At 70.2% G+C, this 25,207-nt stretch carries 23 protein-coding genes and 1 pseudogene; 17 read left to right on the top strand and 7 right to left on the bottom strand.

What is annotated here, in order from left to right; translation table 11 throughout:
- Positions 1-260: 260 nt before the first annotated feature.
- A pseudogene (locus D7223_RS01000) lies at positions 261-1,277 on the bottom strand (D-alanyl-D-alanine carboxypeptidase family protein); the annotation flags it as partial.
- Between the two features lie 36 nt (positions 1,278-1,313).
- On the opposite strand from D7223_RS01000, the gene D7223_RS00995 reads away from it, so the two are divergent.
- Positions 1,314-1,802: a VOC family protein gene (locus D7223_RS00995; RefSeq protein ID WP_120723800.1), complete on the top strand. Its 489-nt coding sequence runs from the start codon at positions 1,314-1,316 to the stop codon at positions 1,800-1,802.
- Here D7223_RS00995 and D7223_RS00990 read toward each other — a convergent pair.
- Together D7223_RS00990 and D7223_RS00985 are read right to left on the bottom strand one after the other, a co-directional pair.
- Positions 1,799-2,404, bottom strand: coding sequence for a transposase (locus D7223_RS00990; RefSeq protein WP_238161616.1), 606 nt, complete (start codon positions 2,402-2,404; stop codon positions 1,799-1,801). The genes D7223_RS00995 and D7223_RS00990 overlap by 4 nt on opposite strands.
- Positions 2,383-2,850: a winged helix-turn-helix domain-containing protein gene (locus D7223_RS00985; protein ID WP_238161405.1), complete on the bottom strand. Its 468-nt coding sequence runs from the start codon at positions 2,848-2,850 to the stop codon at positions 2,383-2,385. Before D7223_RS00985 ends, D7223_RS00990 begins: the two co-directional genes overlap by 22 nt.
- A 710-nt stretch (positions 2,851-3,560) precedes the next feature.
- Between D7223_RS00985 and D7223_RS00980 the strand changes: the two genes are divergently transcribed.
- The 9 genes from D7223_RS00980 (at position 3,561) to D7223_RS00940 (ending at position 13,711) form a co-directional block, all read left to right on the top strand.
- Positions 3,561-4,826: a L,D-transpeptidase gene (locus D7223_RS00980; protein ID WP_120725572.1), complete on the top strand. Its 1,266-nt coding sequence runs from the start codon at positions 3,561-3,563 to the stop codon at positions 4,824-4,826.
- Between the two features lie 497 nt (positions 4,827-5,323).
- Positions 5,324-5,647 (top strand): NADH-quinone oxidoreductase subunit A, encoded by a 324-nt coding sequence (locus tag D7223_RS00975; protein ID WP_202864586.1) that lies wholly within the window; start codon positions 5,324-5,326, stop codon positions 5,645-5,647.
- Positions 5,638-7,059 carry a hypothetical protein gene (locus D7223_RS00970; RefSeq protein WP_120723796.1) on the top strand — a complete coding sequence of 474 codons (1,422 nt, stop codon included), beginning with the start codon at positions 5,638-5,640 and terminating at the stop codon, positions 7,057-7,059. The genes D7223_RS00975 and D7223_RS00970 overlap by 10 nt, the downstream gene beginning before the upstream one ends.
- Positions 7,052-7,990 carry an NADH-quinone oxidoreductase subunit H gene (locus D7223_RS00965; RefSeq protein ID WP_120723794.1) on the top strand — a complete coding sequence of 313 codons (939 nt, stop codon included), beginning with the start codon at positions 7,052-7,054 and terminating at the stop codon, positions 7,988-7,990. Before D7223_RS00970 ends, D7223_RS00965 begins: the two co-directional genes overlap by 8 nt.
- A 2-nt stretch (positions 7,991-7,992) precedes the next feature.
- Positions 7,993-8,556 (top strand): NADH-quinone oxidoreductase subunit J, encoded by a 564-nt coding sequence (locus D7223_RS00960; RefSeq protein WP_120723792.1) that lies wholly within the window; start codon positions 7,993-7,995, stop codon positions 8,554-8,556.
- The gene (locus D7223_RS00955) at positions 8,553-8,855 is read left to right on the top strand and encodes an NADH-quinone oxidoreductase subunit NuoK (RefSeq protein ID WP_120723790.1); all 303 of its coding nucleotides are present in this window, start codon (positions 8,553-8,555) and stop codon (positions 8,853-8,855) included. Before D7223_RS00960 ends, D7223_RS00955 begins: the two co-directional genes overlap by 4 nt.
- Complete coding sequence (locus D7223_RS00950) at positions 8,852-10,795, top strand: proton-conducting transporter transmembrane domain-containing protein (protein ID WP_120723788.1); 1,944 nt, start codon at positions 8,852-8,854, stop codon at positions 10,793-10,795. Before D7223_RS00955 ends, D7223_RS00950 begins: the two co-directional genes overlap by 4 nt.
- Before the next feature lie 3 nt (positions 10,796-10,798).
- Complete coding sequence (locus tag D7223_RS00945; protein ID WP_120723786.1) at positions 10,799-12,289, top strand: complex I subunit 4 family protein; 1,491 nt, start codon at positions 10,799-10,801, stop codon at positions 12,287-12,289.
- A gap of 3 nt (positions 12,290-12,292) precedes the next feature.
- Positions 12,293-13,711 (top strand): NADH-quinone oxidoreductase subunit N, encoded by a 1,419-nt coding sequence (locus tag D7223_RS00940; protein ID WP_186832192.1) that lies wholly within the window; start codon positions 12,293-12,295, stop codon positions 13,709-13,711.
- Positions 13,712-13,837: 126 nt separating this feature from the next.
- Here D7223_RS00940 and D7223_RS00935 read toward each other — a convergent pair whose 3' ends face one another.
- Positions 13,838-15,409, bottom strand: a complete 1,572-nt coding sequence (locus D7223_RS00935; protein WP_120723784.1) for a multicopper oxidase family protein — start codon at positions 15,407-15,409, stop codon at positions 13,838-13,840.
- A 266-nt stretch (positions 15,410-15,675) separates the two neighbouring features.
- Complete coding sequence (locus D7223_RS00930; protein WP_120723782.1) at positions 15,676-16,272, bottom strand: hypothetical protein; 597 nt, start codon at positions 16,270-16,272, stop codon at positions 15,676-15,678.
- Positions 16,273-16,962: 690 nt separating this feature from the next.
- On the opposite strand from D7223_RS00930, the gene D7223_RS00925 reads away from it, so the two are divergent.
- On the top strand, positions 16,963-19,164 hold the full coding sequence (locus D7223_RS00925) for a heavy metal translocating P-type ATPase (RefSeq protein WP_202864564.1): 2,202 nt from the start codon (positions 16,963-16,965) through the stop codon (positions 19,162-19,164).
- An 85-nt stretch (positions 19,165-19,249) separates the two neighbouring features.
- On the opposite strand, the gene D7223_RS00920 is transcribed toward D7223_RS00925, so the two are convergent.
- On the bottom strand, positions 19,250-20,122 hold the full coding sequence (locus tag D7223_RS00920) for a F510_1955 family glycosylhydrolase (RefSeq protein WP_120723780.1): 873 nt from the start codon (positions 20,120-20,122) through the stop codon (positions 19,250-19,252).
- A 173-nt stretch (positions 20,123-20,295) separates the two neighbouring features.
- Between D7223_RS00920 and D7223_RS00915 the strand changes: the two genes are divergently transcribed.
- The 6 genes from D7223_RS00915 to D7223_RS00890 all read left to right on the top strand — a co-directional run bounded on the left by D7223_RS00915 (position 20,296) and on the right by D7223_RS00890 (position 24,424).
- Complete coding sequence (locus D7223_RS00915; protein WP_120723778.1) at positions 20,296-20,748, top strand: DUF2752 domain-containing protein; 453 nt, start codon at positions 20,296-20,298, stop codon at positions 20,746-20,748.
- A 99-nt stretch (positions 20,749-20,847) separates the two neighbouring features.
- Positions 20,848-21,291: a DUF6153 family protein gene (locus D7223_RS00910; protein WP_120723775.1), complete on the top strand. Its 444-nt coding sequence runs from the start codon at positions 20,848-20,850 to the stop codon at positions 21,289-21,291.
- Positions 21,292-21,362: 71 nt separating this feature from the next.
- Positions 21,363-21,995: a DUF305 domain-containing protein gene (locus tag D7223_RS00905; RefSeq protein WP_120723773.1), complete on the top strand. Its 633-nt coding sequence runs from the start codon at positions 21,363-21,365 to the stop codon at positions 21,993-21,995.
- Positions 21,996-22,316: 321 nt separating this feature from the next.
- Entirely contained in the window at positions 22,317-22,991 is a 675-nt protein-coding gene (locus tag D7223_RS00900) for a C39 family peptidase (RefSeq protein WP_120723771.1), read from the top strand.
- Positions 22,992-23,129: 138 nt separating this feature from the next.
- The gene (locus D7223_RS00895) at positions 23,130-23,507 is read left to right on the top strand and encodes a BlaI/MecI/CopY family transcriptional regulator (protein ID WP_337589434.1); all 378 of its coding nucleotides are present in this window, start codon (positions 23,130-23,132) and stop codon (positions 23,505-23,507) included.
- A complete protein-coding gene (locus D7223_RS00890) occupies positions 23,504-24,424 on the top strand; it encodes a M56 family metallopeptidase (RefSeq protein ID WP_120723769.1) in 921 nt (306 codons plus the stop codon). Before D7223_RS00895 ends, D7223_RS00890 begins: the two co-directional genes overlap by 4 nt.
- A gap of 297 nt (positions 24,425-24,721) precedes the next feature.
- On the opposite strand, the gene D7223_RS33300 is transcribed toward D7223_RS00890, so the two are convergent.
- Positions 24,722-25,003, bottom strand: coding sequence for a heavy-metal-associated domain-containing protein (locus D7223_RS33300; protein ID WP_120723767.1), 282 nt, complete (start codon positions 25,001-25,003; stop codon positions 24,722-24,724).
- Positions 25,004-25,207: the final 204 nt, after the last annotated feature.

Below are 25,207 nucleotides of genomic sequence, written 5' to 3'. Positions count from 1 at the left end.
TATCACCGCATGGCAGCACGACAGCGCGCTCCTCGGGACATGACCCGGAGTGGACGGCAGAGCCAGCCGTTCATCGCCAGGTCAACACCGCGGCCGCCTCGTCCATGATCGGCACCTACGCCAGTACCGGGGTCCACTACCCCTGGACCTCGCTGTGGCGGCGCGCACCGATGCGCCGCCAGCAAGCGTGCGACCTCAGGACCACCAGTCCGACGGCACTTGAGGCCGAGGCCGCCCGGCAGCGAGGACTCGTGCTCCTAGGGTGTGACCAGGCGGCCGACAGAGGCATCGGCCGTGATAGCAAACCCCCAGTTGAGCAGCGCTATCGCCTCTCCCAGACTTCCCCGTGGCTCGGTCTCTGCCCCGAGCAAGGTCACCGCGAGCCGGCGGCCGTCGCGTTCGGCCACGCCGACATACGTCTGCCGGGCCAGTCGGGTGAAGCCGGTTTTCCCGCCCAGCATCCCCGGGTAGCGGTCGAGCAGAGTGTTGTCGTTGGTGATCTCGAATGCCCGCTCTCCCCGTTGCGCCGGTACCGTCGCCTCCCTGGTCTGCATGTATTGCCGGAAGTCCTCTCTGGCGAAGGTGGCGCGCGCGATGAGCGCGAGGTCGTACGCGCTGGTGTACTGGCCGGGGCCGTCCAGACCCGAAGGCGTCGCGGCGTGGGTCTGGTTCGCGCGCAGGCGCCGGGCTTCGTCATTCATCGCGTCGACGCCGCCTTGTCGACCGGTGCCTGCGCCGCCGACGCGAGCCAGCACGTTGGCCGCGTCGTTTCCGGATGTGAGGAGGAGCCCCAACCACAGGTTCTCGATGGAGTACCGGCCGCCCTCGACCACCCCCATCAACGAGCTGCCTGGATCGAGATCCTTCAGATCCTCCCTCTTCACCTCGACGACCTGGGCCGGATCGAGGCGGGGCATCAGGGCGGCGGCTAGCAGCAGCTTCTGGACACTGGCCGGCGTTCGTCGCTCGTGCGGGCCACATCCGCCAAGGACCTCACCACTGTTGAGGTCCGCTACGAGCCACGAGGTGGCGGTCACGGCCGGTGGCCTGCGCGCCTCCGCGGGGATCGCCAAGCCTGCTGTGGCCAGCGCGTCCCCTCCGACTTTGCGGTGGGCGGCGTCAACCGGTGGCGGGGATTGTGTGGCGGGTGGTGGCACCGGCGGCTTGGCCGCCGGGCATGGCACGCCCGCCGCGACCGCCGCCCGTGTTGGTGGCACGATCGCCACGACGGGCACAACCAAAGCTGCACTTACAGATCTTGAAAGGTCAGGTTGGATTCCGCGCGGTCGGAGCGTTTCGGTAGGGTCGCCACTGTGAGCGATGAGCCTCCGGTGCGGGTCGGGCTCCGGGTCGAGGACGTGGGCGCGGCTGCGACGTTTTACGAAGGCTTCGGTTTCGTGCCGGTCGGAACGGTGCCGGGTCGGGATGGCAAGGTGCTGATGGCGATCCTGCGTCGGGGCCCATTGCAGCTGCTGGTCGATGCGTTAGTGGGCATGCCGTTCCCAGACAGTGCGCGGGAGCGTCAGACGCTGGCAGGGCCGCGCGGTCTGGGCGTGGTCATCGGTATCGAGGTAGAAGACGTTGATGAGATGGCCCGGTGGTGCCGCGTCGCGGGCTGCGTGATCGGGGCTGGCCCGCTGGATGCTGTGTGGGGCGAGCGGTACGTCGAGGTCGAGGACCCATACGGGTATGCCTGGAAGTTTTTTCAGGTGCTGTCCGGTGTGCGAGACGACGGGCTGCAGGCGACGGCTGACGCTTGGCTTGAAGCCGGCAATGACAAGTGGGTTGGCCGTTCAAGTTAGGGCCGGTGCGGCAGGAGGGTCAGGCCGGTGTGGGTGAGGAAACCGTCGAGTAGATCGGGGCGGTACTGGATGCGTTTGAGTCGGTTGCGGATGATCGCCAGGAGGTGGTCCAAGCCGCAGACGGCGAGGTTGCCGATGCTGCGTTTGAGGTGAGACCAGACCTGCTCGGTGGGGTTGAGGTCGGGGGCGTAGGCGGGCAGACGGATCACGTGCAGCCAGTCTCGGGCGGCGATCATTTGCCGCATGGCGGCGCTGATGTGGGTGTTGAGGTTGTCCCAGACGAGCACGATCGGCCCACGGAGCTGCTGGTGGGCGGCGTCGAGCAGGCTGATGTAGTCCCGTTCGCCGAAGCTGCGGCGTTCGTTCTTGCGGCCGCGGTGGACGATCGTGCGGTAGATCAGCCGGGGACGCCGGCCGGGTTTGTAGCAGGCCAGGCCGGCGATCGAGATCCTTCCGGATCCTTTACCCGACACGGGGACTTGTGGAGTGTGACCGCGTCGGCCCCAGGTGCGGGCCTTCGGTGGGCGCAGCGTCTGACCGGCCTCGTCCTCGAAGCAGATCCACGCCTGCCGCTGCGCCGCTACCGTTTTCCCGCCGGCCACACCTCCCGCCGCCACGTCGCGACCGCACCCTCGTCGCGCTCGACCGGCCGATGCGACGGGACCTGCACCGACCAGCCGATGCGATGCAGCAGGTACGACGTGCCGCGCAGCGTGTAGCGGATACGGAACATCCGGACGATCAGATCCGACACCCGCACCAGGGTCCACCGCTGATCATCACCGAAGCCGTGCGTCGCCGGCCCCTCGTCCAACGCGTCGGCCAGCCGCCGCAGCCGAGCCTCATCCAGCCGGCACCGAGATCCACCAGGCCCCTTTGACGCAAGGGCGTCCTCGCCACCGGCCCGCCACCGCTTGCGCCACCCGTACACCGCAGTCTGCGACACCCGCAGCCTGGCCGCGACCTCCGGCACCGACACCCCCGCAGCGAACCACCCCGCCGCCTGCCGCCGCACCGCCTCCCGCTTCGCCCGCCCCCGCGCGGACAACCCACCTCCATCGGCATACCTCATCACCCCGGCCTACAGCGATCGACGGCAAAGATCACGCCGACACACCGGGCCACGGTGGATCAACCTGGCCTTTCAAGATCTGTAGCGTCATCGACGCAATGCGAGAGGTGGTCACCTTAAGGACGGTAACCGTCTGCTGGATCGGTGGGATTGGCTTTGTGAAAGCCCGCGACGACGGCAGGTTTTTGTTCCACCCCGGCCGGCCGGGAGCCTTTTTCTCGCTGTGCCGACTCGCATCCTCAATCGTCGAGCACGGCAGCAGATCGTGCATTTACTGGTTGTCCGGTATGAACTCTGCGTTTGCCGTTATTCCGGCTGGCCTCCCCATCGATGCCGTAATCCCGTTTCGGTACGAATGCCGGTTGGGCTCTGGTCTGTACCGCAGTAAGGCTTTGCTGCGGGTTCGGACTCGGTCGGCCACGGACGGCGTTCTTCGGGTCGCTTGACTGCGCGCTTCGTGTTTCGGAATGTGCGCAAAGTCGGGTGAAAGGCCGACAGGGGAGGGGTAGGACGCGCCGCCTGCTCCGCCCGCAACAGCCGCATACCGGAAACAATAAGTTCATCCTTACCCTGCGCGAAGCCGCAGACGCGCCCATCAGGGCGTCCTCGAATCCTCGAAACCGGCCTACTAGGGCCGGATCGTAGAGAGAATGTGGCGAAGGGAAGTCACCACGGGGGGACGCATGATGAAGATCAGGCAGCGATTGACGCTGTTTGCGGTGACCATCGCATCCGCACCATTGCTCCTCGGGGGCTGCACCGTCGAGCGCAAATTGGGCGACCGGCCTGCCAATGGGCCGACGGCGCCGCCCGAACTGGCCATTACGCCGCCGGACCGCACGCGCGATGTGCCCATTAGCGCCGAGGTGGGCACCGCCGTGAGGGGCGGTCGGGTCACGGCTGTGCGGATCACCGACGACAAGGGGGTGCAGATCAAGGCGGAGCCGCGGGAGGACGGGTCGGCCTGGGTGCCGAACGCGCCCCTACACCCTCAACGCACCTACACCGCCGAGGTAACGGCAACCGACGACCACGGGACGAGCACCACCCGAAAGACGACCTTCACCACAATGTCGACATCGTCCAAACCGACAGTCACCAGCACCCTCAACGTCGCTGACGCACGTACGTACGGCACCGCCATGCCGGTAGCGGTCGCCTTTGACCCGCCAATTCCGAAAGAGGCCAGAGCGGATGTGCAGCGGCGGTTGTTCGTGAAGACCGACCCGCCGCAGCCCGGCGCCTGGTCCTGGTTGGACGATGGCAGCCAGGCCTACTACCGGGCGCCCGACTTCTGGCGGTCGGGCACCACAATCAGCGTCCGCGCCGGCCTCGAGGGTCTGCCGATCGGCAGGGACCGGATCGGTGACGCGGACCGCAGTGCCACCTCCAAGATCGGCCGGCAGGTGTCACTGGAAGTCGACAACGCCACCAAGCAGATGTCGGTCATGCGTGACGGGAAGTTGATCCGCAAGATTCCAGTCAGCCTCGGCAAGCCGAGCACGCCGACCTCCAGCGGCAAGATGGTGATCATGGAGAAGCACGAGTACGCCACGTTCGACACCCGCGGCTCGGCCGACCCTTACGTCGTTGACGTCGAGGACGCCCAGCGGCTCACGAACGGTGGAGAGTTCATCCACGGGGCGCCGTGGTCCGTGGGGGACCAGGGCAAGACCAACGTCTCGCACGGCTGCACCAACATCTCGGCCGCCGCCGCGGACTGGCTGATGAGCGTCACGCAGGTCGGGGACCTGGTCACGTTCAAGGGCACCGAGGTGCAGTTGCAGGCGGGCAACGGCTGGACGGCCTGGAACGTCAGCTGGGACGAGTTCGTCAAGGGCAGCGCCCTGCCCGTGCCGACCGGGCTCGGGCCGGCTCCAGTTCAGCTGCCGCATTCGGGCGCGGTGGCCGGTGGATCGCCAGCACCCGTCCCGTCGATCGCCGGCGGCTGACCAGGGTGATATGCGACGAGGGCCGGCCCGCCACCTGGTGGGCCGGCCCCGTGGTCTTGCCGACTGTGGCCGGTCTCGGCCAGGTTGTAGCTGCGCACCTTGTCGGCAAGGTCGGTCACCGCCACAAGGGCGATCTCTTAGCCGGTCCCGGTGGTAGGGCGACGGTCGGCTGGAAACCCCTCTACGCCTCCAGCCAGCGTCGGGACCCGGCGACCTTCGGGTGCCTTTGCCCGGCAGCCCTGTACCGACTCGCCCGGCGGCCGGCTTGCAGGCGCGGCTCCGTAAGTGCTGGTGCCGTGGCACCCGTGGTGCATTCGCCTCGCCGCTCTTCGCCTTGCAGGGTGGCTGTCCAGACCATCGCCTACTATCCGGTGATAGTAGAGAGGGCCGTAACCAGGACACGCGACGCGAGCACTCACCATACGGGTAGAAAGACCGTATTGACCGGTAATGCGGGAGGGATCAGCGGAGGCGGCATGTTTGCAGGAGCAGTGGGCATGGCGCTCATCGCGTCCCTGATCGTTGCGGGACTGTACCTGGCTCACCGGTTCGCGGCGGTCGCCACTGACCCCTTGACGGTCTTGCCGTTCCAGTCCGGCTGGCAGCCTCAAGAGCATGCTCTGTCGAGGTACCACGTCCGGTGGTACCTCGCGACCCTGCTGTTCCTCGCCTTCGACGTGGAAATGCTGTTCATGTACCCGTGGGCGGTGGTCGTCGCTGACCTCGGGGTCACGGCGGTTGTGGAGATGTTCCTGTTCCTGGGCGCAGTCTTCGTGGCGGTGCTGTGGGCCTGGCGGGAGGGAGCCCTCAGATGGGCATGACCGATGCCATCGCCCGGTCCGCGGTGCGCCACGCGCACGTGCTGGTGGTGGAGGTGCCCGGACACTGGCTGACCCGCGTCGCCGTCGAACGGCACGTTTCGGCGCGCTGCTGGCGGCTAGCCACGTCACCAGCGGACGCGGACGTCCTGGCGGTCTGCGGTACCCCCGGCCCTGAGCTGACGCAGCTGGTGACGCGGCTGTGGGTCCAGATGCCCGGACCACGAAGCCGTATCCAGGTGGGCAGCCTAGACGCGGTGGTGCCCGCCCTCGCAGCGGCCGAGGATGAGCTGCTCGACTGGGCGCGGCAACGGGCCGACAGCCGCGACCGGCCAGACGCACACCCACGTGGATCGAGGCAGGACGAGACATCGACCACCAACCACGCCGCGGCGGCGTCCGGTCACGGCGAACCCGGTCCGCACGCCGGCCACGACGCAGCGGAATCAGCGTTTCTGCGCAACCATGGCCAGCACCTCGGTCATGATCAGCTCGGCGGGATGCGCCATGGGCGGCACGCCGGCCACGACCCCATGAGTGGCAAGGACGTCGCCGGTCGCGGCGGCACGGACCCGGCTACGCAGACAGGGCATGACATGCACGGCGGGCTCGGTCACGGCGGGCACACCGGTGACGGCGCCATGGAGCACGGGGACATGGACCACGCAGGCGAGAGTCACGCCGACATGGGCCACGAAGGTATGGGCCACGGGGACATGGAGATGGCCCCGGCTGGTATCCCGCTGGCGCGGGGAGGCGAGGACCGTGACGGCTTGGAGCTGGACGTCCTGCACGTGCAGTTGGGTCCCGTGCTTGCGTACTGGCCGGCGGGCCTGGTCCTGCGCTGCACGCTGCAAGGTGACGTGATCGTCGACGCCGAGGCCCGCCTGATCGACGCCGACGTCGATTCCACCGCGCATGACCGTGTGCTGTTTGATCAGCTTCGCTGGGCGGCGCGGCGGTGCGACAACGCCCTGAATCTGCTGGCGCTTGCCGGGTGGACCGATGCGGCGTCCCGGGCCCGCCGCATCCGCGACGCGCTGCTGTCCGATGCTCATGTCGACCGAGCCGCAGCGGACGTGGACCGGCTGTGCCGCTCGGTGCGCCGTTCCTGGTTGCTGCGCTGGTCGCTGAGGCGGTTGCGATATCTGAGCGATGACGACCTCGACCGTCACGGCCTGCCGGCTCACCTGGGGGGCGACACGCGTGACCGGGTGCTGTCGATGCTGCAGCAGGCCGGGACGATCCTTGCCGGGACCGCTGGCGAACCGGGCACCGGACACACATCGCCCACGCCCGTCGGCCGCATCCCGGAGCTGGTACGCGGACTGGACCTCGCCGCGGCGCGGCTGGTGGTGGCCAGCCTCGACCTTGATGCCCTGAGTAGTGCGCACGGCGAGGTCAGCCGTGTCTGACTCCGCGATCACGACGGTGTCCGCCGGCTGGGCGACGGTCGCGGCTGGGCTCCTCGGCCTGCTCGCGATCGCCGCCGCGATGCTCGACGGGGTCCTGCGCACCCGGGCTGCCGGCGCACGCTCGTTGGGGCTGAGCGTGCCGGTGGGGGAGGTGGCCCGCCTGTTGCGGCAGCGGCGCCGCACGACCGTCGCGGCCGACCGCCTGTTGTGGCGCATCGGCGGCGCTGGGCTGCTGGTGATGGCGCTGATGATTATCACTGTGGTGCCGCTGGACAGGTGGACGCTGGTCGACCTCGATGTCGGGGTGGTCTGGTTCAACGCGATGGATGTCCTGGCGTGGGCGTTCGTGTGGCTGACCGGGTGGGGCGCTAACTCCGCGCATTCCCTCGTCGGCGGGTACCGCTTCCTGGCCCACGGGCTGGGCTACGAGCTGCCGCTGATGTTCGCGTTGGTGGCGCCCGCGGTGGCCGCGTCGAGCCTGAACGTCGGGGCGGTCGCCGCCGCGCAGGACGACCTGTGGTTCGTGGTGTGGATGCCGGTGGCGTTCCTGGCCTACTGTCTCGGCGCGGTGGCGATCGCTGTCTGGGGGCCGTTCTCGCCGGCCCTCGGTGCGGACATCGCCGGTGGGGTCACCGCCGAGCTGTCCGGCGTCGATCGGCTGCTGTTCGTGGGGGGACGCTACGCGGTGCTGGCTGCCGGGGCGGCGTTCGCGGTGCCGATGTTTCTCGGTGGTGGTGCCGGTCCGCTGCTGCCCGGCTGGGCGTGGGTGCTGGTGAAAACGGCCGCGGTGCTCGGGGTGTTCGTGTGGCTGCGCCGCCGGCTGCCCGCCGTGCGACCGGATCTGTTCATGGAGTTTGGCTGGGTGGTGCTGCTGCCCGCCGTGCTGGTGCAGGACCTGATCGTCGCCGTCATCGCGGTCGGAAGTGGCTGAGCATGCTCACGCACATTGCGTTCTGGGTGCTCGCCGTCGCCGCGGTGCTGGCCGGTGCCGCCGTCTTCTGGGTCAACTCGATGGCCCGGGCGAGTTACGCGCTCGCGGTGTCGTTCATCGCGGTCGGGGTGCAGGTCCTGCTGCTGCAGCAGAACTACATCGGGGTGGTGACGATCCTGATGATGGTGATGGAGATGGCCGTCATGGCCGTCTACATGGTGATGTTCATGGGCATGAACCCGGCGCTGATGCCGATGAGCATGGTGCACGACAAGCGGCACGCCCGCGCCGTTGCCATCGGCGTGTTCGTTGCCTTGGCCGCCGGGGCGCTGCTCGTTCCCTGGCCGGCCCGCCGCGGCGCCCCCGCCGACGACGTGACGGCGGCACTGGGTGAGGAGCTCATGGGCCCGAAGATGCTGGTGATGGCCGCCGTGGGGGTGGTCATGGCGGTCACCATCGTCGCCGGCGTGGTGCTGGCCGCGCACCGCAGCCGCTACGACCGCTTCGGTGACGACCTGCGCCGCCGCCCCGCGAACGATCCCCAACCGGGAGGCGTCGGCCGATGACCCTACCGACCGTGCTGCTCGTGGCGGCGGCCCTGTTCAGCGTCGGCCTGTATGGCGCGTTGTCCCAGCAGGTCGTGGTGATGGTGATGATGGGCCTGGAGCTGATGCTCAACGGTCTCATCCTGGCCGCCGCCGGCTTCTGGTGGTTCCTCGCCCCGGACCCGTCTGGGCAGGTGCTGCTGTTGGTGATCATCGCGGCGATGACCGTGGAGATGGCGATGGGCTTCGCGGTGGCCACCCTGCTGCACCGGATTCGCCGGGCCGACATGACCGACATGGCCGCGGACCTGTCCGGATGAATGATGTCGGGCAGGTGTGCCTGTGGCTTCTGGTGGCCCTCCCGGTGGGCGTCGGCGGTCTGCTCGCCGCCGTCCGGCGGGCGGACCGGGTCGCCGTACCGATCTCGGTGGCGACCGCCGCTGTCATGGTGGGCCTGTCGGCGGTGGTCGCAGCCGCCCGCCCGGCCGTCGCGGTGCCCTTTGTGGCCGGCGCCGAATTCGCGCTGGCCGTCGATGGGCTCGCCGCGCTGATGCTGCCCATGCTCACGGTGGTGACCCTGCTGGTGCTGCTGGCCGCGACGGGGGAGATCCGGGCGTCGACCGCCCGCTTCCACGGAGTGATGCTGATCTTCGCCGTCGCTGCCGCGGTCACTGCGGCAGCGGCGACCCTGCCGGCGCTGCTGCTGGCGTGGGAAATCATGGGCGCCGCCTCGTACGCGCTCATCGGCTTCCAGTGGCGCGACGACGACCGGGTGTCGGCCGGCCTGACTGCCTTCCTCACCACCCGCGCCGCCGACCTGGGCCTCTACGTCGCCGCCGCAGCGGCGCTCGCCGGCGGCGCGGGCCTGGCCCTGGCGGACCTGTCGCAGAGCAGCCCGGGATGGCGACACGTGATCGCCGCCGGCATCCTCGTGGCCGCGCTGGGCAAGGCCGCGCAGCTGCCGTTCTCGTTCTGGCTTTCCCGGGCGATGGCCGGCCCGAGCGCGGTGAGCGCCCTGCTGCACTCAGCGGCGATGGTGGCGATGGGCGGCTACCTGCTGCTGCGGGTCGAGCCGCTGCTGGCCGCCACCGGGTGGGCGGGCCCGGTGACCACCGGGCTGGGTGCCGCGACCGCGCTGCTACTCGCCGCGGTGGCGGTGGCGCAGCGGGACCTCAAGCAACTGCTGGCCGCCTCCACCGCCGCCCAACTCGGCTTCGTGGTGATGGCCGCCGGCGCCGGAACGGTCGCCGGCGGCGCCGTGCACCTGGTCGCGCACGCAGCGACCAAGGCGCTGCTGTTCCTTGCCGCCGGGGTGTGGCTGACCGCCCTGGGCGCCAAGCAGCTCGCGGGCCTGCGCGGGGTCGTGGGGCGATGGCAGCTGGTCGGATGGTCGGCCACGATCGGTGCGCTGGCGCTCGCGGGGATCGCGCCGCTGTCGCTGTGGGCGACCAAGGACGGCGTGCTCACCGCCGTCGGCGAGCAGTCGTCGTGGCTGTACGCCGCTGGTCTCACCGCGTCGGCGCTGTCCGCCGCCTACGCCGCGAAGATCCTCGTCGTCATCTGGCCGCGGGTGCCCGCCGACCGCCGTGCGCAGGTGCAGGCGCGCTTCGACGAGGAGCAGCGGGGCACCCGGCGGGTGACGGCGTGGCAGCAGGTACCCCTGCTGCCGCTGGCGGCGGGCGCCGCGTACGCCGGTCTGCTGGCTCTCCCACCGCTGGCCGGAACCGTCGGGCGGGCCGTCGGGGAGCCCGGGAAGTTTCACGCCTCCGCGCGGGAGTTGGTCGTGTCGGCGGTCGTCGCCCTCGTGGTCCTGCTGGTCGTCGTCGCCCGCCGGCGGGTGCCGGAGCCGCGCTGGGCGCTGCGCTGGCTCGGGCTGCAGGCGGCCGCGTCGGCGCTCGTGGTGCGCCCCACGCTGCGCTGCGCGAACGCTCTGGCCCGCTTCGATGACCGGATCCTGGACCGGGGGATCACCGGCGCTGCGCGAGCCGTGCTGGCGGTGAGTCGCCGAGCCGGCCGGTTCGACGACCGGATCCTCGACCGTGCCGTGGGCCGGGTCTCCGCCGGATCGCTGTGGGTCGCGCAGCGAGCGGGACGGGCCGACGACCGGTGGCTCGACGCGGCGGTGGAACACCTCGCTGCCGGGATGCGTCGGCTGGGTCGGCTGGCCCGCCGGCCGCAGACCGGGCAACTGCACCAGTACTACCTGCAAGCCGTCGTGGTGCTCCTCCTCGGCGTCGTCATCCTCGTGGCGTTGGGGTGAGCCGTGCTCAGCGTGATCATTTTCCTGCCTTTGGTCGCCGGTCTGGTCCTGGCCGCACTCCCGCGGCTGAGTGACCGGACCGCCCGCTGGACGTGGGTGGCGGTCACCGCCGTCGACCTCGCGCTGATCGTCGGGCTCTGGCTGCGCTACGACACCCCACCACCGGGCGCTCTGGCCTTCGAGGAGCAGGCGGCCTGGATCCCCGGCGTGAACAGCAGCTACCACCTCGGCGTCGACGGCCTGTCCCTGCCCCTGGTCGCGATGACCGCGGTGATCTTCCTGGCGTGCGCGGTGTACGCCCTGCGTAACCGTCACCGCCCCCGAGTGCAAGCCGCGCTGTTTCTGTTCCTGCAGAGCGTCAGCCTCGGTCTGTTCGTCGCCGCCGACCTGATTCTCTTCTTCGTCTTCTTCGACCTGTCCATCGTCGGCATGTACTTCGTCATCGCCGGCTGGGGGCACGGGGACCCGGGCCGCTCGGCGATGAAGTTCTTCCTCTACACCTTCCTCGGCTCGCTGGCGCTGCTCGTCGGCTTCATCGGCCTGTACGTCGCCGCCGAACCGCACACCTTCGACATGCCCACGCTGGCCGCCGCCACGCCACTGGCCGACCGGCCGCTCGCCGGTGGGCTGGTCCTGGCCGCGATCCTGCTCGGCCTGGCCGTGAAGACCCCCACCGTCCCGTTCCACACCTGGCTGCCGCCCGCGCACACCGACGCCCCCGCCGTCGGCTCGGCGGTGCTCGCCGGCGTACTGCTGAAGATGGGCACCTACGGCCTCGTCCGCATCGCCATGCCGATGCTGCCCCAGGCCTGGCGCGCCTGGGCCTGGGTGATCATCGTCGTCGGCGTCGTGTCCGTGCTCTACGGCGCGCTCGTCGCGCTGGCCCAGACCGACCTCAAACGCATGATCGCCTACACCTCGGTCAACCACATGGGCTACGTCGTCCTCGCCGTCGGCGTCGGCGGCCTGGTGGCCGGCGACACCGCGCAGGCCCGGACGGTGGCGGTCACCGGCGCGGTCACCCAGATGGTCAGCCACGGACTGATCACCGCCGCGCTGTTCCTGCTCACCGGCGTCCTACGCGACCGTGCCGCCAGCTACGACATGCGCAGCTACGGCGGACTCGCCACCACCGCACCCAGCTTCGCGGCGCTGTTCGCCGTCGGTGCCTTCGCCGGGCTGGGCCTGCCGGCGTTCACCGGCTTCATCGCCGAGTTCCAGATCTTCACCGGCAGTGTCGCTGCCGCTCCGGCCACCGCTGTGGCGATCCTCGGCATCCTGATCACCGCCGCGCTGTTCCTGCGCGCGCTGCAACGGGTCTTCACCGGCGACACCCGCGGCCACTCGGTCGGCTTCACTGACCTGCACCCCGCCGAGGCCTGGTCGGTGGGGTCGCTGCTGCTGCTCTCCCTGCTGTTCGGTGTCCTGCCGCGTCCGCTGCTCGACGTCATCGAACCCGCCGCCGCCGCCGTCGTCGACCTCGTCGGGAGGTAGCCGGTGCAGACGGAGATGATGCGGCCGCTGTTGCTGCTGCCCGAGATGCTGCTCGTCGTCGGAGCGCTCACCGCCCTGCTCGGCGGCTCGTTCGTCCCCCGACACCAACAGTGGATCATCCAGATTCTCTCCGCCGTTGTTCTCGTCGCGGTGATCGTTACCGCCGCGATCGGGATGGCCGGGCCCACGCGGACCGCCTTCGACGACAGTTTCACCGTCGACACCGCCACCGGGGTGGCCCGGATCCTCGCCGCGGTCGGGACGCTGCTGGTGCTCGTGTTGGCCACCGACGAGATCGCCGGCACGGCGCGGGAGAGCGAGACCTGCGCACTGCTGCTGTTCGGCACCGCCGGAACCGTGCTGCTCGCCGGCGCACACGATCTGCTCGTCCTCGCCGTGGGCTTCCTCCTCGCCACCATCCCGCTGTACGGGCTGATCGGTCTCGTGTTCACCGCCAGCGGCGCCGAGGCAGTCGTGAAGACGTATCTCTTGGGGGCGTTGTTCGGCATCCTGCTCCTGCTCGGCGTGACGATCCTGTCCGGACTCACCGGGAGCACCGGCTATACCGACCTCACCAGTGCGCTGGCCGACGCGCCACCGGCGGCGGTGACGGGGGCCGCCGTGGCGCTGGTGGCCGGGCTGATGTTCAAGGCCGGTGGTGTGCCCGGTCATTTCTGGGTGCCTGATGCGGCGCAGGCTGCCCACGCCACCGCGGCGACGTTCCTCACCACGGTGCCCAAGATCGGCGCGCTGGTCGCGGTGTACCGCCTGGTCGGTGTGCTGCCCGACGCGGTGCCCTGGCCGGTGCTGGTGGCCGCCGTGGCAGTGGCGAGCATGACGCTGGGCAACCTTGCCGCGTACTGGCAGTCCGACCCGCGGCGGCTGCTCGGCTGGTCCACCGTCAGCCAGGTCGGATTCGTGCTTGTCCCCGTGGTGGTGGCTGGCCGCAGTGACTTGGCGCTGCCGTCGCTGCTGGTGTACCTGGTCGGATACACGGTGACCAACATCGCGGCCTTCGCCGTCACCGCCGCCGTGCCTGAGCGTAGGGATCTCGCCGACTACCGAGGCATGGCGTATCAGCGCCCCTGGCTCGCTGCCGCCCTGGTCGTGGTGCTCCTCGGACTGGTCGGCACCCCGCCCACCGGGGTGTTCGTCGGCAAGCTCACCACTGCCACCGCCGCCTGGGACGGCGGCTACGGCTGGCTCGCCGTCGTCGTGTTCGTCAACACCCTGGTCAGCCTGTTCTACTACCTGCGTTGGATCGTCCCCACCTACCGGCCGCCGGAGCCGGGCCCGCCCGCGGCGGGGCAGACTCACGCCCGAGGGCGATGGGCCTCGTGCACCGCGGTCACGGCCGCCGCCCTGAGTCTTGCCGCTGGCCTCGCCGGGGGAGTGGTGTGGACTGTGGTGAGCGGCCCATAGGGTTCCGGGCATCGACCGGTGGGCGGTTGCGCCGGGTGTCGGATGAGGTGAATGCGCCCCCGGCGGTTACTGATTGGGTACCTGTCGGGCAAACGCCCGCGAGTCGTTGGGTGGCGTGACCGGCTGTCACAGCCGGTACGTCAGATGGGCCATCATGCCGGCTTGGCCGTGGTACACGTTGTGGCAGTGGGTCATCCACTGTCCGGGGTTGGTGGCGTCGAAGTCGACGGTGACCGTGCGGCCCGGGGTGACGATGACGGTGTCCTTGCGGGCGCCGCCGCCGGTGACGGCGAAGGTGTGCCCGTGCAGATGCATGGGGTGGAACATGGTCGTGTCGTTGACGAACTCGAGCCGCACCCGCTCACCGTGCTCGACCAGGAGCGGGTCGGCGTGGTCGAAGGTGACGCCGTTGATGGTCCATCGGTAGGGCGTCATCGACCCACCCAGCACCAGTTGGTGCACCCGGTCCGGTCGCTGCCCGGTCAGCGTCACGCTTTCGGCAGCGCGCAGCGTGTGGGTCAGTAGCACCCGCCGGTTCAGCTCGGCCGGCCGGGCGCCAGGTGGGGGCGGGTCGCCCGCACAGGTGCGGACCAGGGCGAGAGCCCGCCCGGTCTTGCCTTCGGCGGCGGCGACCAGTGGGAACACTCCGTCGGTGAGCTCCACGGTGACGTCGACCCGCTCGCCCATACCGAGCACGACCGCGTCGGTCGTCGTCGGGGCGACCGGGAAGCCGTCGGTGTGAGTGACCGTCATCCGGTGCCCGCCCAGCGCTACCCGGAATGCCGTGTCCGAGCCGGCGTTGATGAGCCGGATCCGCGCTCGCTGCCCGGGCGAGGCGCGGAAGCTGACCGGCGCGGCGGGAACACGGCCGTTGATCAGATAGTGCGGGTAGGCGACGTCGCCGGCGCCGCCGAGCAGCGGCGAGGTCATCATCTCCATGCCACCCATGTCCTCGTGCCCGCCGCTGTCCCCGGGTGCGCTGTCCATCCCGCCGTGGCCCATGCTCGGCATGTCGCCCGCGCCGCCGTGATCCATTTCCGGCGTGCCGCCGTGGCCGGTGCCCGCGGTGAGGGCGGCGAGGACATCCTCCGGGCTGCGGCCGGTGCCGTCGACCCAGTCGTCGAGCACCACGATCCACTCGCGGTCGTAGTCGCCGGGGTCGTGCGGGTCGTCGATGATCAGGACCCCGTACAGCGCCCGGTCGAGCTGCAACCCGGAGTGCGGGTGGTAGAAGTAGGTGCCAGGGTCGGGTGCGGTGAACTCGTAGCGGTGTCTGCCTCCGCTGGGGATCGGCGCCTGGGTGAGACCCGGGACGCCGTCCATGTCGTTGCGTAGCGCGACGCCGTGCCAGTGAACGCTGGTGTCAGCGGGCAGGCCGTTGTCCACGTCGACCCGGATGAGATCGCCGGCGCGAGCCCTGATCAGCGGACCGGGCAGGTCGTCCGCGTAGCCCCAGGTCCGCACCTGCGGCCCGCCCAGGTCGATGGTGACCGGTCGGGGATTCAGCGACGCGGTCACCGTGGCCGCGTCACGACGACGGCGGGCCGCGTCGACGCGGGACACCAGGTCGGCCTGCGGGCTGGCTGGCCGCGGATCGACGGCATCGCCGGCCCAGGCGGAGGTGCCAGCGGTTCCGGCGAGACCCACCGTGCCTGCCAATCCGACCAGCAGGCGACGGCGGGTGATGGCGGGCGTCATGGCAGCTCCTTGGTCGACAGCGGCGGCGACGGCAGTCGCCGGCGCGGCGGTGCTGTCATGAGTGAGTCTCGCTGTGCCGGCGTGCATGAGAGGGGTTTTACGGGCGATTGCACTTTTTGGGTGGTCCTTGGAGTGGTGCCGCCAGCACAGTGGGCCCAGCGGGCCTCAGCCGGTCCGAAAGGCATCCCCCGAAGGCTCCCGTGGGGTCTGTCAATGCCGCTGGCCGGCACCCCGCTCGGGGTGCCGGCCAGCGTGTCGTTCATGTGTCAGCTGTTCCAGTGCTCGGCGACGAGGTCGGCGGCCTGCTGCTCCCACTGCGCGTAGTGGAAGGGGTACGCCGAGACCTGGACGGTCTGGGCGGCCTCGGTCAGCGGCATGTCCTTCCAGCCGTCGACCTGCTTCAGACCCTTCAGAAACGCCATCGTCGAGTACTCCGGGTCGGTGATCTGCTCGACCGTGCCCCAACCCGAGGACGGGCGCTGCTGGAACAGGCCCTGCGAGTCGTGGTCGTTGCGCTCACCCAGGTGGCCCAGGTTCTCCAGCTTCGACTCCTGCAACGCCGTCGCGATCGCGACCACGGCAGCGCGCTCGTCCATGCCCGACTTCTTCGTCGCGGCGATGATCGCCTTCACGTTCTTCGTCTGCTCGTCGCCCAGGTCGATACGGGACTGCTTGCCCTGTACGCCGTGCGGGATGAGCTTGCCCTTGTCCACACTCGGCTTGTCGGCCTGCACCACGGCAACCGCCTTGGCGTCCACCACCGCAGCGGCGTGAGCCTCGTTCACTGGGCCGGCGAAGACGCCACCGGCGAAGGCCAGACCAGCAATACCCAGAACGCTCTTACGCAGAATCGTCGTGTTCATCAGAGTGGCTCCATTCGGGGGTCGGCACCCGGCTCGATGGGAGTCGAGCGGGTGCAGGCACCTGGACGGCGCTCAAGGATCAGGGGAGGTCTTCGCCCCGGTGGGCTTCGCGAGGGGGGCTCGCGGCGCCGGGTCATGTGTAACGACCGGCGGCCCACCATCATTCCGGGGTCTGTCCCCAGGCCGGCCACGCGTTCCGGCCGGGCCAGGGGGTGCTGCTGCGGTCGTGCAGGTGATGTAACGACACCGGCCGGGCCGCCATTCCGCCGCCGGGAGACCGCCGGCCATGGGACGACCCGTCACTGGCTGGCCCAGACTCGGACGTGCGGCGCGCGCAGCGCAGCCCTGTCATCGGACACCGGCACACCGGAGACCACTCCGGATCGCAAGTCCAGGCAACCCGACCCGGGCTGGAACCAGACATCCCGACACGGCCGAGCGACCGGACCGGAACACCCCCGCGCCTTGCCGCCCGAGTTCGCGGCCTATGCACTTTGTGAGCTGCGAGCACGGGGATGAAGGTATCTGCCTGTCAGCCGCACATCCTATACGGCTTGGGGGTAGGGGTAGTTGCCTGGTAGCGCCCGTTGAGGCTCGAATCCGTGTGGCACCAGGTGATGGTCGGCCCAACAACAACCAGTTGCCCAATACCCCTAGGGGGTATATGGTGCCGGTTGGAGGTGAACGGCAATGAGACACGAACACACGACCCACAGCGAGCCGACGGTCATCACCGGTCAGGCGCGACGCCACGGGCACCCGGCGCAAGGGGGCGCAGACGCCACAGGTGGACTGCACGACGGCCACCCGGGCGCTGCCCGGCCGGCGGCTAGCCACCACGGCGGTCACCACGACCACGCGGCGTCCGCCGGTGGGCACGGGGGTCATGACAAGCACGCGGGGCACGACCCGGAGCAGTTCCGGCGCAAGTTCTGGCTGAGCCTCGCGCTGACGATTCCGATCGTGGCCACCAGCCACATGGTGATGGGCTGGTTCGGCTACACCCTCGACTTCGCTGGCATGAGCTGGGTCGGCCCGGTTCTCGGCTCGGTGGTCTTCTTCTACGGAGGCTGGCCGTTCCTGGTCGGCGGCGTTCGCGAGGTACGCGACCGGGCGCCGGGAATGATGCTGCTGATCTCGATGGCGATCACCGTGGCCTACGTCGCCTCGATGGCCACCAGCCTCGGCGCGTTCGATCTGGACTTCTGGTGGGAACTGGCCGCGCTGGTCACGATCATGCTCCTGGGTCACTGGCAGGAGATGAAGGCGATCGGTCAGGCGCAGGGGGCCCTCGCCGCGCTGGCGGCGCTGCTGCCGGACGACGCCGAGCGGGTCGATGACGACGGCGCCGTGCACCGGGTGTCGGTGTCCGACCTGCGGGTCGCAGACGTGGTGCTGGTCCGCTCCGGTGCCCGGGTACCGGCCGACGGCCGGATCGTCGACGGCTCCGCCGAGCTGGACGAGTCGATGATCACGGGGGAGTCCCGGCCAGTGTCCCGCAGTGTCGGGGATCGGGTCGTGGCCGGCACGGTGGCCACCGACTCCGCGCTACGGGTCCGGGTGGACGCGGTCGGGGAGGACACGGCGCTGGCCGGCATCGGCCGGCTCGTGGCGCAGGCGCAGGCCTCAAGCGGCCGGGCGCAGGTCCTGGCTGACCGGTTCGCCGCGATGCTCTTCTACGTCGCCACCGCCGCCGCGCTGGTTACCTTCGCCGCCTGGTGGGCGCTGGGCGACCTCGACCAGGCCGTGGTCCGGACGGTGACGGTCCTGGTCATCGCCTGCCCCCACGCCCTCGGGCTGGCCATCCCGCTGGTGATCGCGCTTTCCACCGCGGTGTCGGCGAAGGCCGGCATCCTGGTCAAGGACCGCCTCGCCCTGGAACGGATGCGCACCGTCGACGCGGTGCTGTTCGACAAGACCGGCACCCTGACCAAGGGCGCGCACACCGTCACCGCCATGGCCGCCGCCAGCGTCGTCAGCGAGGACGAGGTGCTGCGCATCGCCGGCGCCGTGGAGGCCGACAGCGAACACCCGCTCGCCAAGGCTCTGGTCAAGGTCGCGCAGGACCGAGGGCTGCGGGCGGTCGCCCGGGATTTCCGGTCCCTGACCGGCCGAGGGGTCCAGGCGGTCGTCGACGGCACCACCTGGGCGGTGGGCGGCCCCGCCCTGCTGCGGGAACTCGGCGCGGCGGTCCCCGAGGAACTGGCCACCATCGCGCGGGGATGGTCGGCCCGCGGCGCGGCGGTGCTGCACCTGATCCGTCTGCCGGAGAACGGCCAACCGGCCGCGGTCGGCGCGTTCGCGTTGGAGGACGAGGTCCGTCCGGAGGCCCGCGAGGCCATCGCTGACCTGCGCGAACAGGGCGTCAAGAAGATCGTCATGATCACCGGAGATGCCCGTCCGGTTGCCGAGGCGGTCGCCGCCGACCTCGGGTTCCGGCCCGGGGTGGATGAGGTCTTCGCCGAGGTGCTGCCCGCGGACAAGGACAGGGCGGTCGCCGACTTGCAGGCCCGGGGGCTGACCGTGGCGATGGTCGGAGACGGTGTCAACGACGCACCCGCCCTGGCCCGCGCCGACGTCGGCCTGGCCATCGGCGCTGGCACCGACGTGGCGATCGAGTCCGCCGGGGTCATCCTGGCCTCGTCGGACCCGCGTGGCGTCACCGGTGTGATCCGGCTGTCCCGGGCGTCCTACCGGAAGATGACCCAGAATCTGACCTGGGCCGCCGGTTACAACGTGGTGGCGATTCCACTCGCCGCGGGAGCGTTGGCCTGGGCCGGCGTGACGCTCAGTCCGGCGGTCGGGGCAGTGCTGATGTCCGCCTCCACCATCGTGGTGGCGCTGAACGCCCAGCTGTTGCGCCGGGTCAAGCTCACCCCCGGCCAGCACTGACGCGGGCAAGTGCGGCGGCCCGGTCGGGATGATCCGACCGGGCCGCCGCACCGCCGCAACGGGGGTCTAGCCGTCGGGCCCCTGGTCAGGCCATCATCGGCTGCCACGTCGCGCCAGCATCAGCGCTGCGCAGCACCCGGCCGTCCCGGGTGGCCAGGTAGATGACGTTCTCGTGCACGGTGAGCGCGGCCGGGTCGCCCGGAGCGCGGCCGGCGGTCGCCGACCAGGTCGCCGCCGCGTCGAGCGAGCGCACCAGCGTGCCGTCCGCCGTGACCGCCACCAGCTTCCGCGGGGACCAGTGCAGAAGCACCGCGGGCGGGCCGCCGGCTGAGGTCCAGGTGCGGCCGCCGTCGGTGGAGCGGCGCAGACCCTGCTCGGTGGTGGCCAGGAGGGTGTCCGGGTGGGTGGGATCGACCGCCAGGTCGTAGGCCTCGATCCTGGAGCGGGTCTGCCACGTGATCCGGTCACTGCTGGCCATCAGTGCGCCGGTGGTCGAATCGAGGCCGTACACCACGCCGCCGGAGAAGCGCAGCAGGTGGAAGTCGGCCTGCCCGGCCAGGGACAGGTTCTGCCAGGAGCGTCCGGCATCGGTGCTGTGCATCAGCCCCAGGTGCGCCGGCCCCTGATCGCCTGGGGCCGGGTGTCCGGAGGCGAGGAACTCGTCGGGGCCGGTCACCGTGAAGCCCATGGTGTCCTGCCGGCCGTCCCCGACCCGGGTCGCCTCGGCGCCGGAGAGCCGGAACACCCCGTGGTGGGTGGCCACGTACAGCTGCCCGTCGGCGGGATTCACCCCGAGGCCGTGCACGTGGGTGAGCCGACCGCTGTTCGCCGTGGTCGAGGCGGTCGACGTGGCGGTGCCCTCACGCCAGCTGACCGCGGTGGCCACGGCCGCCACGAGCAGGAGGACGCCGAAAGCGACGCCAAGCCACGCCAACCGGTTCTGCCCCTTGAGGGCCACACCGAGCTCCCTTGCCTCGACTCCGCCATGACAACGCGCCATCCGCGGCCGCGGTCCGATGGTAGACCATCTACTATTGATGGCTAGTAGTAGCGTCATGGGAAGTCACGGTGCAGGCGCGACCGCGACGGGTCAGGTGGGCGCCGTTCGTTGGCGCAGCGAGGAGGTTACTGGTGCGTCAGGTGACGGCGGCGCCTGGCCGGACGATGCGGCGTGCAACGTCACTGGCCGCGGGTGCGGTACTGGCTGCGGCGATCGGATTCGTCCTCCGGTTCGATCCGACCGACCGGGTCGCCGACCCGACCGGCCCCTGCCTCTGGCACTCCCTCACCGGCATCAACGGCCCGGGCTGTGGTGGCACCCGCATGGTCTACTACCTGTTGCACGGCGACCTAGCCCAGGCCGCTCGCCACCACCTGGTCGCGCTGGTCGCGGTGCCCTTCGTGGCCTACCTCGGCGTACGCTTCCTCGCCTCGGCCTGGCTTGGACGCCAACTACCCGCGCTGCGCCTGCCCGCCTGGGTGTACGGGACGTACATCGCCGTCTTCCTGCTCTACAGCACGGTGCTGCGTAATGTGCCCTGGGCGCCGTTCTCCTGGTTCGACATTCCTAACCTGACGCCGTAACCCCAGCCGTCACACATGCACCGTCTGGCTGCCGTGCACGGACCGTTTCCCCGCCGCGCTCCTGGCCGCCACTTATGCCACCTACTACCCTGGAACGGTATGAACAGGACAGCGCGCCAGCACCCGGCGAGGCCGACCAGCCTGCCGTGGGTACTGCTGCTCGTCCTGCTGACCCTCGGTGTCGCCGGTATGCACACCTTCGGCCACGGCGGCCACGCCGCCAGCGGGCATGAGACCGCGGCGAACGGTCTGCCGCACGGCGCGCTCACCGCTGCGGACCAGGTCGACGTGCACCAGGTGCGCCAGGTCGCGCAGGTCGGCGAGCCGACGACCGGCGGCAGCACCGGGGCGGAGCTCTTCTCGGTGTGCCTGGCGGTACTCGGCGCGTTCGGGCTGGCCTTCGGACTGGCGCTGCTGCGTGTCCGATCCCGGCGGGCCACGTGTGTTGCCTGGACTCGTTGCGCAGCCCACAGGGGTGGGCGTGGACCCCCTGTGACGTTGCTGGGCCTCCGCGTCGCCGCGGTGTCGGTGTTGCAGATATAGGACGCGGCCGGTTGAGCCGACCGCCTACCCCCGCATGTGCACACCTTCGATCCGAAAGGCATTCCTTCACCATGAAGCACACCATCGTGCTGCGCCGCGCCCTGACCGGCGCCACCCTGTCCGCTCTCCTTGCCACCGCCACGGCATGCGGCGACGGCATGAGCGGCATGGACCACGGCAGCGGCAACACCCCGGCCGCGACGGCGTCGGCGTCGGCGCAGACCAACGCCACCGTCAACGACGCTGACGTCATGTTCGCCCAGATGATGATCCCGCACCACCGGCAGGCCGTCGACATGGCCGACCTGGCGCCGACCCGCGCCAACGACGCTGAGTTGAAGGACCTCGCGGTGAAGATCAAGGCCGCGCAGGACCCGGAGATCGCGACGATGACCGGCTGGCTGACCTCGTGGGGCAAGCCCACCGCCGCCCCCGAGGGCCACGACATGCACGGCACCGGCCCGTCCGCGATGGCGGGCATGGCCAACGACGAGCAGATGAACAAGCTCAAGGCGGCCAAGGGCACCGAGTTCGACAAGATGTTCGCCCAGATGATGATCGCCCACCACAACGGCGCCATTGAGATGGCCAAGACCGAGCAAACCAGCGGCGCGAATCCCGACGCCAAGGCCCTCGCCGCGAAGATCGAAGCGGACCAGGCCGCGGAGGTGCAGACCCTGCAGAAGATCCTCGACCGCCTGTAACACGACAGCGACGGCGGCCGGACCCACCTCGGGTCCGGCCGTCGCCGTGTAGCTGCGGCCCTTGGCCCCGGTAGATGCGCAGTTCGGATGTCCCCAGCTACGGCAGATCGTCCGGTCTCAAGAGGGTGCTGAGGAGGGTCCTACGGCGCCGGTGAGGTGATCGCGGAATGCCGGCCGGCCAGGGTTGGTTGCGCACATGTGCGCCGGAGCAGCATGCCCCGGCGTTCGCCATATCTGGTCTTGGAAGCCAGGTGGTGGATCCCCGTGATGCCGGCCGACAAACACCATCGGTCTGGTCACTCCGAGGAAAGGTGACACACGATGAATGCCCTCACATCATGGACCACGGCTCGTACCGCAGTGACGCGCCGCAGCGCCCTCGGCCTGGCCGGACTGGCGCTCGTCGCCACCGGCGTCGCCGCACCGGCGACGGGTGCGCTGGCCGCGCCGTCGCAGGTGCCGTCGGTCACCCTGCAGCAGGCAGAGAAGAAGTCGGACAAGCGGGTCGACTACCGCTTCCAGGCGCAGCCGAACATCTACTTCTGCGGCCCGGCGTCGACCCGCATCGCGCTCAGCGCTCAGGGCAACATCCAGAGTCAGGACGAGCTGGCGTCGAAGCTGGGCACCACCGTCGCCGGGACGGCCTCGGCCTTCGACGTCACCCGGGTACTCAACGAAGAGCTCGGCAAGGACGTCTACAAGACCGGCGAAATCCCGAACGACACGGCCACCGCGGACGAGGTGCGGCGCCTGAAGGATGACCTGATCACCGCGCTCGACGACGACCGCGTTGCGGTGGTGAACGTCATCGGCGCGGGCACCGACGCAGACGGCGTGTCGCGCGACTTCCCGGTCGGGCACTACGTGACCGCGGTGGCCTATGACGGGGACCAGGTGAAGATCGCCGACCCGTGGCAGCCGGTCGGCGACGGCACCTACTGGATGTCCGTCGGCGAGCTGGCGGAGTGGGCTGCCTCGCGCGGCTACTCCGCCTGACACGACCACCGATTGAGCACCACCGAACGCGGCGGTCCTGGCGTCCGACGCCAGGGCCGCCGCATTCGTCTCTTCTGCCGGCCCCGGGGACGCAGACAGAGCTACGGCGCTTCGACGTCGGCGTAGGCTGACGTGGACGTGGGAGGCGTTGTGACGTTGAACGGCCTGGGCGAGTTGGAAGCCGCTGTCATGGACGTGCTGTGGCAGGCAGACGAGCCCCTGCGGGTGCGTGAGGTGCTCAACAGGTTGACCGGGCGGACCCTGGCCTACACCACCGTCATGACTGTTCTGGACAACCTGCACCGCAAGCAGTGGGTGCTGCGTGACAAGAGCGGCAAGGCCTACCACTATCGGCCCGCCGGCAGCCGGGAGGAACTCGTGGCGCGGACCTTGCGGCGCGTGTTGGAGACCAGTCTGCAACCGGACGTGGTGCTGCTGCACTTCGCCCGTTCGGCCTCTGACCGGGAACTGGCGGTGTTGCGGCAGGTTCTTGACGAGCGGTCGGATCCCCGGTGAGCCCCGCCGTCGCCCTCATCGTCGGTGCGCTCGTCGTTGCCTGGCTGGCCCCGGCTCTGCTGGAGCGCGCCGTCGGCCGGGTTCGTGATCCGGTCGCCGTGTTGCTCGCCTGGTGGGGCAGTCTGGCCGCAGTGATGCTGACCTTCGCCGCCGGGGTGGCTTTGCTGCTCGCGCCGGTCAAGCGTCTTGAGAACAAGGCGGAGCAACTGGCGCACCACTGCTGGCATGCGGTGCGCCACGGCCATCTGCCCGCGCAGGACGAGGTCCTCGGCGTGGCCGGCGTGGTGGGGGTCGCTGCTCTGGTCGGGCGATTCGTGATGGTGGCCGTTCGGCAATGGCGCGCCCAGCGCGAGTCCCGCCAAGCGCACGAGGATCTGGTGACTCTGCTCGGCGAGACCCTCACGCCGGAGCGTGAACCGGTGCTGCGGGTTCCGCACCGCGCGCCTCTGGCCTACAGCGTTGGTGGCCGCCGGGGACTGCTCGTCGTCAGCGCCGGTGTACTGGGGTTGCCTCCGGCCCAACGCGCGGCGGTGCTGTGCCACGAGCGGGCGCACCTCCGCGGCCGCCACCATGTGATCGTCGCCCTCGCCGAGGCCTTCGCCGCAGCGGCACCGTGGGTGCCGCTGACCCGGCGCGCCCCGCGTGCCATGCGGCTTCTGGTGGAGCTGTGCGCCGACGCCGCCGCCGTGCGCGCCTGCGGGGTGCCCGCAGTTCGCGCGGCACTGATCGCCCTCGACGGTGCCCCGCACCCTGTGCACGCCCTGCCGATGGCCGGAGCGGACGTGCCCGCGCGGCTTCACCGCCTGCAGGCCGGGGCACCGGGTTACCGCGCTTCCGCTCGTGTCGCCCTTCCGCTGGTCGCGGTGGTCGCACCGGCACTGGTCAGCGCAGCCACCGCCATCATCTTCTGCGCCTGAGCATGGGGGGATACGCCGGCGCCCGTGCTGCAACCGTCGGACGAGCGTGCTGGCGTCTGTGTCCTGGTCCAGGTCGACGCACTGGTAGGTGACGCCGGCGGCGTTGAGCAGGGTCCGGCTGCGTCGGACGTCGGGCACCAGTCAGTGCCGTAGACACGAGCCGAACTTGGTCGGGTGGTGCTCGCGGCGATCTGCACCGATCACGTCGTCTCCTGCGCCAATGTCATGGCGGAAGCGGCGGCGGCAGAGGCCGGCCAAGTCCGCCCGCGACGTGGGCGGACTCGGCCAGCCCCCGTGTTAGCTGACGAGCTGGTAGCCGGCCTGCTCCACCGCGCTGCGGACCTCGGCGGTCTCCAGAGCGGCGTCGCTGGTGACGGTGACCGCGCCGTCGGTCACATTGACCTCAACGCCGGTGACGCCGGCCAGCGCGCTGATGTACCCGCTCACGGACTTCGCGCAGCCCCCGCACGTCATTCCGGACACCGTGTAGGTGGTGCGGATGCCGTCCGGGGCGCTGGTGGCCGACCCGGCAGTGTCAGCGGACGTGGCGCAGCCGCAACTAGTTTCGCTGGTGCACATAAGTGATCTCCTCTGGTGATGTGGGGTGCAAGGCGGATCAGGAGCGCGACGCCGCCGATGGCATCGACGGTGACCCGCAGCGCGGCCCTCGGTGCCGGTGCAGCGGCCTGGGCGCGCACCGCGCCGGATGCTCATGGACTCCCGGCCTCGGCGGCCGTCCGGTGCTGCGGACCCGTGCCTCGATTCGGCGTCGTGCCGCTGATG

Source organism: Micromonospora endolithica, from assembly GCF_003626595.1.
Classification (GTDB): Bacteria; Actinomycetota; Actinomycetes; order Mycobacteriales; family Micromonosporaceae; genus Micromonospora; species Micromonospora endolithica.
This window is presented reverse-complemented; position numbering and strand designations above follow the sequence as displayed.